Source organism: Alistipes muris (assembly GCF_943193205.1).
Classification (GTDB): Bacteria; Bacteroidota; Bacteroidia; order Bacteroidales; family Rikenellaceae; genus Alistipes; species Alistipes muris.
Map to the genome: position 1 here is coordinate 104622 of NZ_CALPDD010000003.1, position 16166 is coordinate 120787.

Annotated in this window: 17 protein-coding genes; 5 read left to right on the forward strand and 12 right to left on the reverse strand. The window is 60.4% G+C overall.

What is annotated here, in order from left to right:
* Positions 1 to 143 precede the first annotated feature (143 nt).
* The 4 genes from NFR47_RS02860 to ftsY form a co-directional block, all read right to left on the reverse strand.
* Positions 144 to 443: a cell division protein ZapA gene (locus NFR47_RS02860; RefSeq protein ID WP_251214069.1), complete on the reverse strand. Its 300-nt coding sequence runs from the start codon at positions 441 to 443 to the stop codon at positions 144 to 146.
* A gap of 205 nt (positions 444 to 648) precedes the next feature.
* Positions 649 to 966, reverse strand: coding sequence for a hypothetical protein (locus NFR47_RS02865; protein WP_251214070.1), 318 nt, complete (start codon positions 964 to 966; stop codon positions 649 to 651).
* Between the two features lie 65 nt (positions 967 to 1031).
* A complete protein-coding gene (gene rimO / locus NFR47_RS02870) occupies positions 1032 to 2330 on the reverse strand; it encodes a 30S ribosomal protein S12 methylthiotransferase RimO (protein ID WP_251214071.1) in 1299 nt (432 codons plus the stop codon).
* Complete coding sequence (gene ftsY, locus NFR47_RS02875) at positions 2317 to 3339, reverse strand: signal recognition particle-docking protein FtsY (protein ID WP_251214072.1); 1023 nt, start codon at positions 3337 to 3339, stop codon at positions 2317 to 2319. Before ftsY ends, rimO begins: the two co-directional genes overlap by 14 nt.
* Before the next feature lie 189 nt (positions 3340 to 3528).
* Here ftsY and NFR47_RS02880 point away from each other — a divergent pair, with 189 nt between their 5' ends.
* Complete coding sequence (locus NFR47_RS02880) at positions 3529 to 4464, forward strand: hypothetical protein (protein ID WP_251214073.1); 936 nt, start codon at positions 3529 to 3531, stop codon at positions 4462 to 4464.
* A 130-nt stretch (positions 4465 to 4594) separates the two neighbouring features.
* Here the strand turns inward: NFR47_RS02880 and NFR47_RS02885 are convergent, their stop codons facing one another.
* From NFR47_RS02885 to NFR47_RS02910, 6 genes are all read right to left on the reverse strand, one after another.
* Positions 4595 to 4756 carry a DUF4295 domain-containing protein gene (locus tag NFR47_RS02885; RefSeq protein ID WP_251214074.1) on the reverse strand — a complete coding sequence of 54 codons (162 nt, stop codon included), beginning with the start codon at positions 4754 to 4756 and terminating at the stop codon, positions 4595 to 4597.
* Positions 4757 to 4767: 11 nt separating this feature from the next.
* Positions 4768 to 4950, reverse strand: a complete 183-nt coding sequence (gene rpmG / locus NFR47_RS02890; protein ID WP_251214075.1) for a 50S ribosomal protein L33 — start codon at positions 4948 to 4950, stop codon at positions 4768 to 4770.
* 15 nt (positions 4951 to 4965) lie between these two features.
* Positions 4966 to 5199 (reverse strand): 50S ribosomal protein L28, encoded by a 234-nt coding sequence (rpmB, locus tag NFR47_RS02895; RefSeq protein WP_251214076.1) that lies wholly within the window; start codon positions 5197 to 5199, stop codon positions 4966 to 4968.
* A 127-nt stretch (positions 5200 to 5326) separates the two neighbouring features.
* Complete coding sequence (locus NFR47_RS02900; RefSeq protein ID WP_251214077.1) at positions 5327 to 6574, reverse strand: competence/damage-inducible protein A; 1248 nt, start codon at positions 6572 to 6574, stop codon at positions 5327 to 5329.
* A gap of 10 nt (positions 6575 to 6584) precedes the next feature.
* On the reverse strand, positions 6585 to 7709 hold the full coding sequence (locus NFR47_RS02905) for a quinone-dependent dihydroorotate dehydrogenase (RefSeq protein ID WP_251214078.1): 1125 nt from the start codon (positions 7707 to 7709) through the stop codon (positions 6585 to 6587).
* A gap of 26 nt (positions 7710 to 7735) precedes the next feature.
* Positions 7736 to 8731: a 4-phosphoerythronate dehydrogenase gene (locus NFR47_RS02910; RefSeq protein ID WP_251214142.1), complete on the reverse strand. Its 996-nt coding sequence runs from the start codon at positions 8729 to 8731 to the stop codon at positions 7736 to 7738.
* Between the two features lie 103 nt (positions 8732 to 8834).
* Between NFR47_RS02910 and NFR47_RS02915 the strand changes: the two genes are divergently transcribed.
* The 4 genes from NFR47_RS02915 to NFR47_RS02930 all read left to right on the forward strand — a co-directional run bounded on the left by NFR47_RS02915 (position 8835) and on the right by NFR47_RS02930 (position 13572).
* Positions 8835 to 9890, forward strand: coding sequence for an agmatinase family protein (locus NFR47_RS02915; RefSeq protein ID WP_251214079.1), 1056 nt, complete (start codon positions 8835 to 8837; stop codon positions 9888 to 9890).
* A 12-nt stretch (positions 9891 to 9902) separates the two neighbouring features.
* Positions 9903 to 11285, forward strand: coding sequence for a Na+/H+ antiporter NhaA (gene nhaA, locus NFR47_RS02920; RefSeq protein ID WP_251214080.1), 1383 nt, complete (start codon positions 9903 to 9905; stop codon positions 11283 to 11285).
* Entirely contained in the window at positions 11285 to 11977 is a 693-nt protein-coding gene (locus NFR47_RS02925) for an FKBP-type peptidyl-prolyl cis-trans isomerase (protein ID WP_251214143.1), read from the forward strand. Before nhaA ends, NFR47_RS02925 begins: the two co-directional genes overlap by 1 nt.
* A 500-nt stretch (positions 11978 to 12477) precedes the next feature.
* On the forward strand, positions 12478 to 13572 hold the full coding sequence (locus NFR47_RS02930; RefSeq protein ID WP_251214081.1) for an FKBP-type peptidyl-prolyl cis-trans isomerase N-terminal domain-containing protein: 1095 nt from the start codon (positions 12478 to 12480) through the stop codon (positions 13570 to 13572).
* Between the two features lie 133 nt (positions 13573 to 13705).
* Here NFR47_RS02930 and gcvT read toward each other — a convergent pair whose 3' ends face one another.
* Together gcvT and NFR47_RS02940 are read right to left on the reverse strand one after the other, a co-directional pair.
* Positions 13706 to 14806, reverse strand: a complete 1101-nt coding sequence (gene gcvT / locus NFR47_RS02935; protein ID WP_251214082.1) for a glycine cleavage system aminomethyltransferase GcvT — start codon at positions 14804 to 14806, stop codon at positions 13706 to 13708.
* Positions 14807 to 14855: 49 nt separating this feature from the next.
* Entirely contained in the window at positions 14856 to 16061 is a 1206-nt protein-coding gene (locus NFR47_RS02940) for a hypothetical protein (protein WP_251214083.1), read from the reverse strand.
* Between the last annotated feature and the right edge of the window lie 105 nt (positions 16062 to 16166).

The following is a 16166-nucleotide window of genomic DNA, read 5'->3' on the forward strand; positions in this document are numbered from 1 at the left end:
CACCGGCACGCCGGAGCGTGCTCCCCTTGCGGGTACGAGGCCTGATTTTGAAGCGTCGCGAGTTGCTCCGATGTAAGAAGTGTTCAGTTTCGCAAAGCTGTAAGGAATCTATGCGGGTAGATTCTTCCGTATGGTAAAGAACGTCACTCCCCCGGGGAGTTCAGGTACGCGTCCAGTTCGTCGTCCAGCCGTTCCAGCCGGCCGAGGTCGTCCGCATCCGGTTCGCGGTCCAGGCGCGTCTTCACATTGGCTATGGCAAATTTCAGCGCCGCCATCGCAAGGTAGTCCTGTTCCGACCAGTTGCGGATTTTCTGTTGCTTTATCAGCGCCAGATAGTTGTTCACCTCGCGTTCGGCCAGCCGGTAGGCTTCTTCCTTGCCGCTCTCGATGGTGAACGGGTAGTTCTTGCCCGCTATTTTGAGCGTTATCGCCTGTTTGGCCATCGCTTTCTGCGTTTTGTCTCTCTTCTCCCGGCTCCCGGTCCGCTAAGGTCCCGGCCTCTCTTCCCGGTTTTCATCCGGCCCCGGACTTCCGGTTCTCGCCGACTTTTCCTCCGGGCTGTCCGATTCCGGGTCTTTCTCCCGTTCCCGTGCCGGTTCCTGTTCGTTTTTTGGTTCCGGCGCCAAGTCATCCCGTACTACGCCCCGGTCATTCGTTTCCCCGGTCCGGGTCCACGTCGGGGCGTTCGAGCAGCGCTATGCACTTGTCCACCTCCCGCATCAGTCGGTTGACGCGTGCCCGCGCCTTGTCCCGGTTCGTACTCCCGCCAGCCAGCCCTTCAGTCAGCTGCATCCGGGCCACTTCGGCGTCCAGCTCACGGTTGCGTTCTTCCAGCGCGCGGTTTTCCTTGCGCAGGGCGTCGCGTTCGGCGGTCAGTTCGGCACAGATTCCGCTGAGCCGCCGGTGTTCGCCGATCAGTTGCCGGACACGGGCCTCGATGTTCTGTATGACGCTTTTGTCGGCCATGGCTTGCGGTAGGGTGTTCCGTGTTCTGTCTTCAAAGGTACAATAAAAACGGGAATCCGCAAAATTTATTTCACCGCAGGTTCGCCGTAGAGGTCATAGTCCGCCGCCGCGGTTATTTTCACGTCATAGAAGCGTCCGCGCAGAAGACGCCGTCCGGCCGCCGGAATCAGTATCTCCTGGTCCACTTCCGGCGAATCGTATTGCGTGCGGCCTACATAGTGGTCGCCTTGCCGCGAGTCCACCACCACCCGTTCCGTGCGGCCCACCCGGCGGCGGTTGTTTTCCAGCGATATGTCGCGTTGGAGCGCCATGATGCGTTCCACCCGTTCCTGTTTCACCTCCTCCGGCACGTCATCGCGCAGATGCAACGCCGAATGGGTCCCTTCTTCTTCCGAATACGCGAATACCCCCAGCCGCTCGAAGCGCACCTCGCGCACGAACGCTTCCAGCTCCGCAAAGTCCGCTTCGCTCTCGCCCGGATAGCCTACCAGCAGCGTCGTGCGCAGCGCCAGGTCCGGAATGGCCCGCCGCAGACGCCCTATCAGTTCCATCGCATCGGCTTTGGTGTGGCGTCGCAGCATCGCCGAGAGTTGGTTGTCGGCTATGTGTTGGAACGGGATGTCCAGATACTTGCAGATTTTCGGTTCGGCGGCCATCGTCTCGATTACGTCGTCGGGAAACCCCGTCGGATAGGCATAGTGGAGCCGCACCCATTCGATACCCCCGATGCGGCACAGCCGGCGCAGCAGTTCCGCCAGCATCCGCTTCCCATACAGGTCCACCCCGTAGTAGGTCGTGTCCTGCGCTATGACAATCAGTTCGCGCACTCCCTGCTCCGCCAGCTTCCGGGCTTCTTCTTCCAGCACTTCCATCGGCACCGACACATGGGGGCCGCGGATGAGCGGGATGGCGCAGTAGCCGCATTTCCAGTTGCAGCCCTCCGAAATCTTCAGATAGGCATAGTGGCCCGGCGTCGTCAGATGACGGCTGGTCGCCAGCTCCGGATTTTCGGCAGCGCCCAGCGCGCGGACGATGCCGTCCCAGTCACGGGCGCCGAAATAGTCGTCCGCTTCGGGGATTTCAGCCCGCAGTTCGTCCGCGTAGCGTTCCGAAAGACAGCCTATGACGAACAGCCGCTCGATACGGCCCGCTTTCTTGGCTTCCGCGGCGCGGAGTATCATGTCGATGGATTCCTGTTTGGCGTCGCCGATGAATCCGCAGGTGTTGATTACCACCGTCTTGGCGTCCGTGCGGTCGCTGTCCCAGAGTACTTCGTAGCCAGCCGCCGCCAGCCGCGCCATCAGATGTTCGCTGTCGACCGTGTTCTTGGAGCAGCCAAGAGTGACAACGTTAATCTTTTTCATGGCCGAACAGAGCGTTGACGAATTCGCGGCGGTCGAACATCTTCAGTTGGTCGATGCCCTCGCCGATGCCGATATAGCGCACCGGAATGCGGAACTGGTCGCTGATGCCGATTACCACGCCTCCTTTGGCCGTGCCGTCGAGTTTGGTGATGGCCAGCGAGGTCACCTGCGTCGATTGCGTGAATTGCCGCGCCTGCTCGAACGCGTTCTGACCCGTCGAGCCGTCAAGCACCAGCATCACCTCGTGCGGCGCTCCCGGAATGACCTTGGCCATGACGTTGCGTATCTTCGTCAGTTCGTTCATCAACCCCACTTTGTTGTGAAGCCGGCCCGCCGTGTCTATCAGCACCACATCGGCTCCGTTGGCCTTGGCCGAGGTCAGAGTGTCGAACGCCACCGACGCCGGGTCCGAGCCCATTTCCTGCCGGATCATCGTGGCGCCCGCACGGTCGGCCCATACCTTGAGCTGGTCGATGGCGGCCGCACGGAACGTATCGGCGGCACCTATCCACACCTTGCGGCCCGCCTTGGTGAGTTGCGCCGCCAGCTTTCCGATGGTCGTGGTTTTGCCCGCACCGTTCACACCAACCACCATCACCACATAGGGTTCGCCGGGCCGGGCATCCAGCCCGAAATTGTCGGTCGTGCCATGGGCTTGTTCCAGCAGGACGGTTATCTCTTCGCGCAGGATGTTTTGCAGTTCCGACGCATTCATGTATTTGTCGCGGGCAGCCCGTTCTTCGATGCGGCGGATAATCTTGACGGTCGTCTCCACCCCCACGTCGGAGGTCACAAGCACTTCTTCCAGGTCGTCCAGCACTTCCGCGTCGATAGTCGAACGTCCCGCCACGGCACGGGTCAGTTTGCTGAACAGCCCGGCCTTGGTCTTCTCCAGCCCCGCATCGAGTTCTTTCTGACCCGCAGCGGATGTTTCCCGACCGTCGCGGCCGCCTTCGTCGAGCCGGGCCGGGTCACCGGATTTCTTTTTGAAAATATCGAAAATCGCCATATTCGCACGAATTGTCCCCAAGGGGAATCTGTTTGGCAAAGATACGAATAAATAAGGTAAAAGTTGAAAGGTGAAAAGTGAAAGGTATTTTTCACCCCCCCCCCATGTGCAGGACAAAGTATCTTCGGCATCGTTAAAGATAACGAAAAAAATTCCTTACCTTTGTTTATATATAGCCATTCCTCAACCATGAAAAAGACATTTCTTTTTGTTTGGGCCGCTTTGGGGGTTCTCGCATCTGCGTCGGCGCAGGACCTCATCGTCCGGCGCGATTCGGCGCGCATCGAAGCCCGGGTCACCGAAATATCTCCGACCGAAATCCGTTACAAGCGCGCTTCCAACCCCGACGGACCCACTTACGTCCTGCCGCTCGGCGACGTCCGGTCGATCCGTTATGCCAACGGCGAAGAAGAGGTCTTCGCCCCGGCCGCAGCACTCCATCCCGCAGAAGCTCTGGCAGAAGCACCTGCAAAAACTCCGGACGAAGCACCCGAGAGCATCCCTCCGACTGCACCGACCGCTCCAGCAGAAACTTCCGTACCCACACTGCCCGAGCCAACGGCTTCCATCCCCGACGGACCGCTCCGTGTCGGCGACTATTACAACCGCAACGGCGTGCAGGGCATCGTATGTTACGTCGAAGCGAACGGACGGCACGGGCTTGTCATTTCACTCGACGAGGCGATGTTACCGTGGAGCATCTTCCGCAAGCCCGATTTGCGCACCGTCGGCACCGCCAGCGCCAACGACGGTCTGGAAAACATGGCGACTTTAGAGCGTTATATCGAAGCCAACAACCTTTCGTGGGACGACTTCCCCGCTTTCAAGTGGTGCCGCAGCCACGGCGGCGGGTGGTACCTGCCCGCTATCGACGAGCTGCTCGCCATCGGCCACGGTTACCACGGCGGGTCGCGGGTCCGCAGCAGCCGGCAGGCCCGCAACCGGTTCAACGACGCCTTGCGTTCGCACGGCGGCAAGCGTATGGACCGAATGGTCTATTACTTTTCGTCCACCGAAAAGAACGACAGGGAGGCCCTCACTTCGCACCTCGACCTCCAGCCTCCCTACCTGGTCGAGATTCCCAAATCCAGCAAGTTCCTCGTCCGGGCCGTGCACCGGTTCTAATCAATAATGAATAATTAATAGTTAATAATTACAGGCAACCCGAAAAAAACAATTATTCACTATTCATTCAAAATACAAAGGGCATCCCGAGGGATGCCCTTTGTATTTAAGAGACTTGCTCCTAAAATACTTATTTCTTCTCTTCTGCGAAGAAATCCTTGACCTGTTCGTTGGGAACGATACCTTCCTTGAACATGTAGGCTCCGGTCTTCTCCGACTTGACCATCTTGATGCACTTGGTGAAGTTCTTGCCCGTGCCGGTCTTCAGTGTAGCGACTACTTTCTTTGCCATGGGGTTCTATGTTATTTGATTTCGCGGTGAAGGGTGACACGCTTGAGGAACGGGTTGTACTTGCGGCGTTCCAGACGGTCGGGAGTGTTCTTCTTGTTCTTGGTGGTGATGTAGCGGGACATTCCGGCCACACCGCTCTCGCGTTGTTCGGTGCATTCCAGGATTACCTGCACGCGGTTGCCTTTCTTAGCCATTGTGACGGTGATTTTTTAGTAGACTTTCTTCGGAGCCACGGCTTCGCGCAGAGCGACCTCGAGCCCTTTCTTGTTGATGGTTTTCATGCCGGCGGCGGTTACCTTGAGGGTGATCCAACGGCCGTCCTGTTCCGACCAGAAGCGCTTGGTTTTCAGATTGGGGCTGAATTTGCGCTTGGTCTTGTGGTGCGAGTGGGAGACGTTGTTGCCCACGATCGCCACCTTGCCTGTGATTTCGCAAACTTTCATTTGTCGTTCGGTTTATTTGAGTTGTTCCCGCACAAAACGGGTTGCAAATATACGATTTTTTTCACAAACGGCCAAATCCGGGATTAAAAAACCGGACCGACCCTCAGGGTTCCGAGATGCCCGATTCTCAATTCTTGATTTTCACGATTTCTTCCCGCAGCAGCGCTATGGCCTGCGACGACGCGCGGTCGATGATTTGTCCGCGGTCCGTACCGCATTGCCTGCACACAGCAACGGTGCCGCGGGGCGTGGCTACGGCCATCCATACCGTGCCCACAGGTTTTTCGTCCGTGCCTCCCGTCGGGCCCGCAATTCCCGTCGTCGCCACCGCAAAGTCCGCCCCCGACATCCGGCGGGCCCCTTCGGCCATCTCGCGGGCCGTCGCTTCGCTCACCGCGCCATGGCGTTCGAGGGTTCCGGGGTCAACGCCCAGCACCTTTATTTTCGATTCGTTGCTGTAACTCACCACTCCGCAAAGGAAATAGGCCGACGCACCGGGCATCGCCGTGAAGCGCGCCGCAATGGTCCCGCCCGTACAGCTCTCCGCCACAGCCAGGGTCCGGCCCGATTCGGTCAGCATGGCGTGGATGAGTTCCTGCACCGTCGCCGTTTCGTAGCCCACCACATGTTCCGGAATCAGCGCCCGCAGTTCCTCGAAACGACCTTCGATTTCGCGCACTGTGCTTTCACCATCCACTTCGTAAGCCGACAGTCGCAGCCGCACCGCCCCCGGATTGGGCAGGTAGGCCAGCTTGAGGTAGGGCGGCAGGGCGTTTTCCCACGCTTCGATGCGCGCGGCCAGCATGGATTCGGCCAGCCCCGTGGTAATCAGCGTGCGGTGGACGATCTGTTTCAGCGCAAAGCGCGCCTTGAGCCGCGGCATCACTTCGTCCTGCATCAGGTGTTCCATCTCGAACGGCACTCCGGGCAGCGAAACCACGACGCGCCCTTCCTGCTCGAACCACATCCCCGGCGCCGTACCATGGGCATTGAAAAGCACCGTGCAGCAGGCAGGGACCAGCGCCTGCGAGCGGTTCAGCGCGTTGAATTCGATGCCCCTTTCGGTCAGCATCCGTTCCACATGGGCCGCCACCGCCGGGTCGCAGACCAGTTCGCTGCCGAACATTTCGGCCAAAGTCTTCTTCGTGATGTCGTCCTTGGTGGGCCCCAGCCCGCCCGTGACGATAACCACCTGCGATTCGGTCAGCGCATGCCGGAGCGTCTCCACGATTTGCGTGCGGTCGTCGCCGATGGATATTTTTTCGCGGACCGCAATTCCTGCCGCATTGAGATGGCGGGCTATCGAGACCGAATTGGTGTCGACTATCTGGCCGATGAGAATTTCATCGCCTATCGTCAGAATCGTAGCGTTCATAAGGGTGAATTCAGTTTTCGGATACCGGGGTGTCGGGCGTCTCCGCAGCCGTCGTATTCTCGGCAACTTCGGACGCCGCCGTGTTCGCAGCCGCTTCCGCATCGGCTATCAGTGCCCGGCAGATGTCGCGGACCAGCCGGGGGCCTTCGTACACCAGTCCCGTACAGACCTGCACCAAGTCGGCTCCTGCGGCGAACATGGCCCGGGCGTCGTCGGCGCTCATCACTCCGCCCACACCGATAATCGGGTAGTTGCCGCCCGAGCGGGTATGGATGCGGCGCACGATTTCCACGGCCCGCCGGGTCAGCGGCGCACCGCTCAGCCGGCCGCTTCCGGCCTTGCCCACAGCCGCACGGCTCGTCTTCAGCCCGTCGCGGCCGAGAGTTCCGTCCGTGGCTACGATGCCGTCCAACGGGGTTTCTATCAGAATATCGGTCACTACGTCGACCGTTTCGTCCGACATGTCGGGCGAGACCTTGAGCATGATAGGGCGGTATTGGTTCTGCCCGCGGCGGAAGTCGAAAAGCGGGTCCAGAATGCGCAGTATCTCCTTGCGCACCTCTTCCAGCGACGGTTCCTGCTCCACCGGATTGTCGCAGCAGATGTGGACCGTAAAATAATCGGCGTATTGATACAGGTTGCGGAAGAGCTTGAGGTAGTCCGACGGCCCGTTCTCGGGGAGCGTCGAGGTGTTCCGGCCGATGTTGCATCCGACCACCACCCCCTTGCGCGGGCGGCGCAGATGGCGGATCGCCGCTTCGAGCCCGCGGTTGGGCAGTCCCGTGCGGTGAATCATCGCGTCGTCCTTGGGCAGCCGATAGATGCGGGGGCGCGGGTTGCCCGGCTGGGGACGCGGCGTGAGGGTCCCCACTTCAACGAATCCGAATCCGGCGGCACCCCACCCGGCGATGGCTTCGCCGCTGCGGTCGACACCCGCCGCCAGCCCCACCGGATTATCGAAATGCAGCCCGAAGACTTCGCGGCCGAGCGCCGGATGGCGGATGGCGAAACAGCGCGACAGCAGCCAAAGGCCGCCAGGCAGCCATCCCACCAGGCGCAGCAGCCACACCACGGTGCGGTGCGCCCGCTCGATGTGGAGTGCGAAAAGAATAGGTCTGATGACGCTGCGATACATAACGGCGCAAAAGTACGAATTTTTCCCTAAAAGTATTCCCGACGGTAGGCGTAAGCATCGCGGATACGCTCGAAATCCCCTGGACAGGCTTTCAGGCGGCGGGTTTCGGCCTCCACGTCGAACGCGCTGCCGATGGAACCGCAAAGTTCCGGCCAGCCCACGGGCCGCGGCACCGACGGAGCGGCCGCAGGCGGGTACCAGCCGCCGAGCGGCAGGCCGAACGTCCGGGCAACAGCCTGCACAGCCATGGCGGTGGCGGTCGCCTTGCCCTGCTCGGAATAGCCTGCGATATGAGAAGTAGCGAGTTCTGCGTGGGCGAGCAGCCCCGCATCAAGGTGCGGTTCGTGTTCCCAAACGTCGAGCGCGCAGGCCAGACCGCAGGCCAGCAAGGCCATGCCGTCGACCACCTCGCCGCGCGACGAGTTAATGACCACGGCCCCGGGCTTCATGATGCGGAAAAGCGCGGCATCGGCCATGTGGCGGGTCGTGTCGTCCAGCGGCACGTGGAACGTAAGCAGGTCGGCCTGGCGGGCGACTTCTTCGAGCGGCAGGAACCCGCAATGTTCACGGGCTTCGCGCGGCGGGTCGCAGCACACGACCCGGAATCCCCAGCTTTCGGCATACGCCTTTACGAGCGCCCCCACGTGCCCCACACCGACGACTCCCAAACACTTTTCGGCGGGCTGCCACCCCTGCCTGCGGGCGAAATGCACCAGCACGGCAGCGACCCATTGAAGCACTCCGCGGGCGTTGCACCCGGCAGCCGTCTCCACCCGGACGCCATTAGCAGCGCACCAGTCCATGTCGATATGGTCGAATCCGATGGTCGCCGTCGCCACGAGCCGCACGCGCGACCCGCCCAGCAGCGCTTCGTCGCAGCGGGTCCGGGTCCGGACAATCAGCGCATCGGCATCGGCCACGTCCGCGGCGGTTATTGCGGCTCCGGGCAGACGGCGCACCTCGGCCCACGGCTCCAGCACCCCTTCCAGAAAGGGTATCGCGCTGTCGGCAACGACGGTTATTTTGGGGACAGAATTTTCCATTGCTCCGCCAAAGGTAGAAAAAAAACAAAAAATGCGTACCTTTGACCGCGGAAACAAATACCTGACCTAATATATTAATACGATGGCGGAAACTGCGGATACACAATCTTTCGATCCGGACGGTGTGGGCGTGGACAACGGCACCTATTTCGGGATGCCGTTCGCCCCGGACAATGCGGCGCTGGTGCTCGTCTCGGCACCGTGGGACGTCACAGTCTCCTACGGCGCCGGCACGGCCTACGGCCCCGACGCCATCATCGAAGCCTCGACGCAGCTCGACTTCTACGACCCGCTGTCGCCCGACGCATGGCGCCGCGGCATCGCCACGGCCGACGTCGACTACACCCTCCAGGAGGCATCGCAGCGCCTGCGCAGCGACGCCGAAAAGGTCATCCGCCACCTGGAAGAGGGCGGTTCGCCCGACGACGACAGCATCGCCCGCAAGGTCCGCCGCGTCAACGAGGGCAGCGCAGCCATGAACGCCAACATCGCCGCACAGGCCCGCCATTGGCTCGGCCAGGGCAAAATCGTAGGGCTCGTCGGCGGCGACCACTCCGCCCCTTACGGGTTGCTCCAAGCGCTGGCCGAACGCCACGAGCGGTTCGGCATCCTCCATATCGACGCCCACTGCGACCTGCGCGAAGCCTACGAGGGATTCGAGTTCTCGCACGCGTCAATTATGTATAACGTACTGCGCGACATTCCGCAGGCCGCCAAAATCGTGCAGGTGGCTGTCCGCGATTTCAGCCGCCGCGAGTTCGAGTTCGCCGCCGCTTCGGAGCGGGTCGAGCAGTTCGGCGACCTCTCGCTCGCCGAGGCGGAGTTCCGCGGCGAAACGTGGGACCAGCAATGCCGCCGCATGGTCGAACGGCTGCCGCAGGAAGTCTACGTCAGCTTCGACATCGACGGCCTTTCGCCGGAAAACTGCCCCCATACGGGTACGCCCGTGCCGGGCGGGCTGAGTTTCAACCGCGCGCTGTGGCTCATCAAAACGCTCGTCCGCTCGGGCCGCCGCATCATCGGGTTCGACGTCGTGGAGGTCTCCCCCTCGCCCGCCGACCGGACCGACGCCATCGTAGGCGCCCGGGTTTTGTGGAAGCTCTGCGGCCTGACCCTCAAATCGAATGACAAGCAATAAAAACAAATAGCTATGCGTCTGTTTTCAATGTATCGCTGGGTGCGCAACAGCCACAAGCTGTCGCTGCGCAGCCGGGGTTTCACGGAAGCCCCCTGGGCTGGCGGCGTCGTGCTGCTGGCCTGCGTCTTCGTGGCCATGCTGCTGGCCAACCTCCCCGTAGTCAAGGACTATTACCACAACTTGCTGGAGACCGACCTCTCGCTGGTGGTCCATTCGCCGGGCGGACTGATCGACTGGGCGTTTCCGCAGGGGATGACCGTCGAAAAATTCATCAACGACTGTCTGATGGTCATCTTCTTCTTCACCGTCGGGCTCGAAATCAAGCGCGAGGTCGTCCACGGCCAGCTCTCGTCGGTGCGCAAGGCCATCCTTCCGGTCGTCGCCGCGGCTGGCGGCATGATGGCTCCGGCGATGATTTTCGCACTTTTCAACCACGGCACGCTCGCGGCCAACGGTTGGGGAATCCCCACCGCCACCGACATCGCGTTCGCCGTCGGCATCCTCTCGATGCTGGGCGACCGGGTGCCCGTCTCACTCAAGATTTTTCTGACGGCGCTGGCCATCGCCGACGACCTCGGGGCCATCCTGGTCATCGCACTTTTCTACGGCGGCGAACTGCAAACGGAACTGCTGCTCTTGGCGCTGCTAATCATGGCGGGCGTCTACATCGCTTACCGAATGGGCGAAAAACGGATGATTTTCTACCTGCTGCCCGCTATCGCCGTTTGGGGGCTGTTCTACTATTCGGGCGTTCATGCGACCCTCTCGGGCGTGGCAATGGCCATGCTGATTCCGATGGAGCCGCGCTACAGCAAGGAATATTTCATCCACAAGATGCGCTGGCTGCGCGACCACCTGCTGGCCGTAGAGGATTCGGCCGAGGAATTCCCCAACGAGGAACACCGCTTCTACCTGCGTCAGATGACCTGCTTAGGCGCCCAATCCGTGGGGATGAGCTATCGGCTCGAACACGCGCTGGCTCCCTATGTGACGTTCCTCATCATGCCCATCTTCGCACTGGCCAACGCCGGAGTGGAAATCACCTCGCTGGAATACATCAACATCTTCGACTTCTCGCCCGAAATCGGCTCGGTGGGCATGGGCGTCTTCTTCGGCCTGTTGGTCGGCAAACCGTTGGGCATCTTTGTTGCAAGCTGGATCGCCGTGAAATCCAAAATGGCGGTCATGCCCGAGGGCGCTTCGTGGCGGATGCTGCTGGCCGTAGCGTGCCTGGGCGGTATCGGCTTCACCATGTCGCTGTTCGTCGATTCGCTGGCCTACACCGACCCGGGGCTTATCGACCGCGGCAAAATCGCCATTCTGATGGGTTCGACCGCGGCCGCCGTAGCCGGCAGCCTGCTGATTCTGCTCTTTTCCAAAAAACAACCGCGATGATGAAACGGACAATTCTGTTGCTGGCCGTCGGTGCGATGGCCCTCGCCTGCTCCAAGAACGGCAGCGGCGGCGCGAAACTCCGCACCGACACCGACTCGGTCGCCTACGTGCTGGGCTTCAACATCGGACTGAACCTTCAGCGGATGGATTCGACCCTCAACGCCGAAGCCGTCTGCGAGGGAATCCGCGACGTATTCCGAGGCACCACGAAGTTCTCGGCGGCCGATGCGGAGACCTGCTACCTACGTTTTCAGAACCACACCCTGCCCGAGAAAGCCCGCGCCTACGAGGAGCAGTTCCTGCTCGACATCGCCAAATCCAACCGTGCCTACGCCCGCACCGCTTCGGGGGTGACCTACACCGTTGACGAGGTGGGCGACCAGGAACGTCTCCCCAACTCGGACCGCGACACGGTGCTGCTCCGCTATGTAATCCGCACGGCCGACGGGCACGAAGTCTACTCCTCCTATGAGCAGGGCGACACGCTGCGCAGCTCCGTCGGACAATTGCAGCGCGGTGTGCGCGAGAGCCTGAAACTGATAGGCAAGGGCGGCCGCATCAACGCATGGCTGCCCGCAGCCACTGCCTACGGCGCCGAAGGCAATGCCGAACTCGGTATCGGCCCCAACGCAACGCTCTACTATGAAATGGAGTTGATCGACGTCATCAAATATTCGGCCCGGAGACGGTAAAAAGCTATACTTTTCCTCTTGAATAAATAAGGTCCTCACTGACGTCGAAGCCGTTAAGCGGAGGACGGACTAAAAGCGTCGACGCAGGGGCCGGTTTGCTTGCAAACCCGCGAATAGGCGCCCGAAGTAGCGTTAGGCCGTCCGCAGTAGGCGGAGACGTCTGTGAGGAGAGGTTTTTCCGCCGCTTTTTGCCGGAACAAAAAGCGGCCAAAGAACGCCGGGGCGGAACCCGAAACGACGTTTAACAATTGAAATGCAAACTTCGTTTGCTTTTCCGCTCGGCTTGCACTTTACCGTCGCTTCGCTCGGTTTAGATAGGCGGCGCCTCGGGAAAATGCAAACTTCGTTTGCTTTTCCGCTCGGCTTGCACTTTACCGTCGCTTCGCTCGGTTTAGATAGGCGGCGCCTCGGGAAAATGCAAACTTCGTTTGCTTTTCCGCTCGGCTTGCACTATCTTTGTCACTCGGAGTGAGAAACAAACACTTATACAAAATAAAACCATGAAAAAAATCCTTCTGGCAACGGCCATCGCTGCCATGACGCTGGTTTCCTGCAGCGGCGACCGCAAGACGACGGTCGTCATGGGCGACACGGCGCAATTCGACACCCTTTCCTACGCATTGGGTGCCAACATCGCTGCGGGCATGAACTACCAGCTGAGCAACGTTCCGTTCGATTACAAGGCCATCGACGAAAATTTCAAGAACGCTGTGCTGGGCAAGACGTCGGTCAAGCACGAAGATGCCCGCAAGACCCTGCAGGACTTCTTCAACTATGAAACCTACGGCAAGCGCATGCAGGCCATCGACCGCAAGCGCAAGGAAGCCGACAGCATCCGCCTTGCCAACGGCGACACGACCCAGGTCGTTTACGGCGCCGACCCCGAAATGTTCGAGACCGAGGAGGAGCGCGACGAAATTTCGTCGGCATTCGGTACCGACATGGGCTACAACGTTCGTCAGAGCGGCCTGCCCCTGCAGGTGGTGTGGATGCTCGAAGGCATGCAGAACGTTCGTGACAAGAACCCCAAGATGACCGAAGACGAAGTAGGCCAGTATCTGCAATACTACTTCATGGTGAAGCGTCCCGCCGAGAACGCCGAGGCATCGCAGGCATGGCTGGAGAAAATCGAGAAGAAATCGGGCGTGAAGAAGACAGAATCGGGCCTGCTCTACAAGGTGGTCAAGGCCGGCGACATGAATATGAAGCCCTCCGACCCGCGCGACGTGGTGAAGGTACATTATACCGGCCGTCTGCGCACGGGCGACGTTTTCGACACTTCGTTGTTCAAGAACCGTCCCAAGGAGCAGCAGGAGATGATGAAGCAGCAGCTTCCCGACAGCTACGACAAGGACGAGCCCATCGAATTCCCGCTCAACCGGGTTATCCGCGGCTGGACCGAGGGTTTGCAGCTGGTCGGCAAAGGCGGTAAAATCAAGCTCTGGATTCCGGCCGAACTAGCTTACGGTTCGAGCGACAACGGCCGCATCGGCCCCAACGAGGCGTTGGAGTTCGACGTGGAGCTGATCGACGTAACGCCTTACGAGGAGCCCGCTCCCGCCGAGGAAGTTCCTGCCGAAACTCCCGCAGAATAACCATTCCGCCATTCAGTTCAAAAGGCCGTCCCGAAAAAGGACGGCCTTTTTTCAACGCTCTGGCGACACGTTTATTCACCCTACCAAACAACAGGGCCGCGCAAGGCGGCCCTGAAGCATATAAGACAAGCCCCTACACGAACGGGAGCGGAGTTACCTGGGCCTTGAGGGCCTTGTCGCGAATGATGACGGCAATTTCGGTACCGGGCTTGGCGAAGTCAGCAGCGACGTACCCGAGCCCGAAACCGATTTTGAGACACGGCGACATGGTGCCGGAGGTGACGTGGCCGATGGGCGTGCCGTCGGGAGCGGACAGCGCATAGCCGTGGCGCGGAATGCCGCGGTCGATCATCTTGAACCCGACGAGTTTGCGCGTGACGCCCTCGCTCTTCTGCTTCTCCATCAGCGCCCGGTCGATGAACTCCTTGCCCTCGGCGAACTTGGTAATCCACCCGAGTCCGGCCTCGATGGGCGAAGTCGTGTCGTCGATGTCGTTGCCATAGAGACAGAAGCCCTTTTCGAGCCGGAGCGTGTCGCGGGCACCGAGCCCGATATTCTTCAGCCCGTATTCGGCCCCGGCTTCCCAAAGCGCCGTCCAGAGTTTGTCGCCGTCCTCGTTGGCCACATAGATTTCGCAGCCGCCCGACCCGGTGTAGCCCGTAATCGAAAGAATAGCGTCGCACCCGGCCACCCGCATCTTGCGGAACGTATAATACTCCATCTCCTCAACGGGTTCGGCGCACATTTTCTGCACGATTTTCATGGCCAGGGGCCCCTGCACGGCGAGCTGACAGATTTCGTCGGAAGCGTTGTAAAGTTCCTTGCCGTGACCGGCTTCCATGCCGAGCTTGGCCCCCTCGGCGCAGATATGCTGCCAGTCCTTGTCGGTATTGGCCGCGTTGACCACCAACAGATAGGTCTCGGCGTCGACACGATAAACCAAAATGTCGTCGACGATGCCGCCGCGGCCGTTGGGCATGCACGAATACTGCACCTTGCCGTCGTAGAGCTTCGACACGTCGTTGGACGTAATGCGCTGCAAAAGGTCGAGCGCCTTGGGCCCCTTGACCCAGATTTCGCCCATGTGGCTGACGTCGAAGACCCCGGCGCCCTGCCGCACGGTCAGATGCTCGTCGTTGATGCCCGAGAACTCGATGGGCATGTTGTACCCCGCGAACTCGGCCATGCGGGCCCCGGCGGCGATGTGGTACTTGGTGAAAGCGGTTGTTTTCATGGTATCAGGTAAGGTTTCAGGCTGTTTCCGGATTCGGACCGAAAGGATGCTACTCGCGCTTTTTCATCCCCAGACGGGGGCAGCGGTGGAATTCTTTCTCGCGGTCGAACAGATAACGGTAGGTCGTATGGACCTTGTGGCGCGACGCGCAGACGTAGGTCTCGATCATGCGGTTCATCACGGGGTTGAAGTCGCCGATCCATGCCAGCTCCAAAGTCTTGTAAGGAATATCCGTCCGGTCGAGGTATTTCCAATATTCGGCCATGATGGCCGATTCGACCCCCTTGCCGTGGAACTCGGGCGCGATGCCGAAGATGATGCCGAAAATCCGGTCGCACTTGCGCCGCACCTTGAGGTCCCACATCAGCCGCAGTTTCTGCCACAGCCCGAACTTGCCGCGGAACTTGCCGATAAGCCGGTTGAGGTCGGGCACGGTGACGAAGAAACCGATGGGTTCCTGGTTGTAGTAGGCGAAGAAGACGATTTCGGGGTCGATGATGGGACGCAGCGCCCGCATCATGTCGAGCGCCTCGCTCTGCGTCATGGGCTTGACGCCCGAGAAAAGCGCCCAGGCACGGTTGTAGACGACGCGGAAATTCTCGGCGGCCTCCTCGACGTTTTTCATGTCGATGTGCTCGACGTGGTAGCCGGGCGTGGAATAGAGTCGCGCGGCGCGGGCGAAAATCTGGCGGTTGGCCTCGGACGCATCCTTGCGCCAGATGAAACTGTGCTGGTTGAAATAGTTCTTGAACCCGTAGTTCTCGAACAGCTCCTTATAATATGTAGGATTGTAGGGGTTCTTGTAGAGGGGCTGGAACTCGTAGCCCTCGACCAGGAGCCCCCACCAGTCGCGCCGCTGTCCGAAGTTGATGGGACCGTCCATCGCCTCCATGCCGCGGCCGGCAAGCCACATGCGGGCAGCGTCGAACAGCATGTCGGCGACCTGCTGGCAGTCGATACACTCGAAGAATCCGCACCCGCCCGTGGGCTGCTCCTCCAAAGCGGCCTTCTCGCGGTTGTAGAACGCGGCGATGCGCCCGACGACCTTGCCGCTGCTGTCGCGCACGACCCACCGGACAGCCTCGCCGTCGGCGAAAAGCTCGTTCTTGTCGCGGTCGAAGACCTCCAGAACATCCTGGTCCAGCGGGCAGACCCAGTTGGGATAACCCTCGTAGAGGGTCTTGGGAAAATCGAGCCACTCACGCTCGGCGGCAGGGGTCGCAACCTCCTGCAAACGATATTTTTGCGAATCCATCGTACGATATTTTGGTGAACCGGTAACCACGGCCGGCGCCCGCCCCACGCAACGTTCGCTCGAAAATATTGCGGAAGCGCGCCTGCCTTAAGACAAAGATAACCA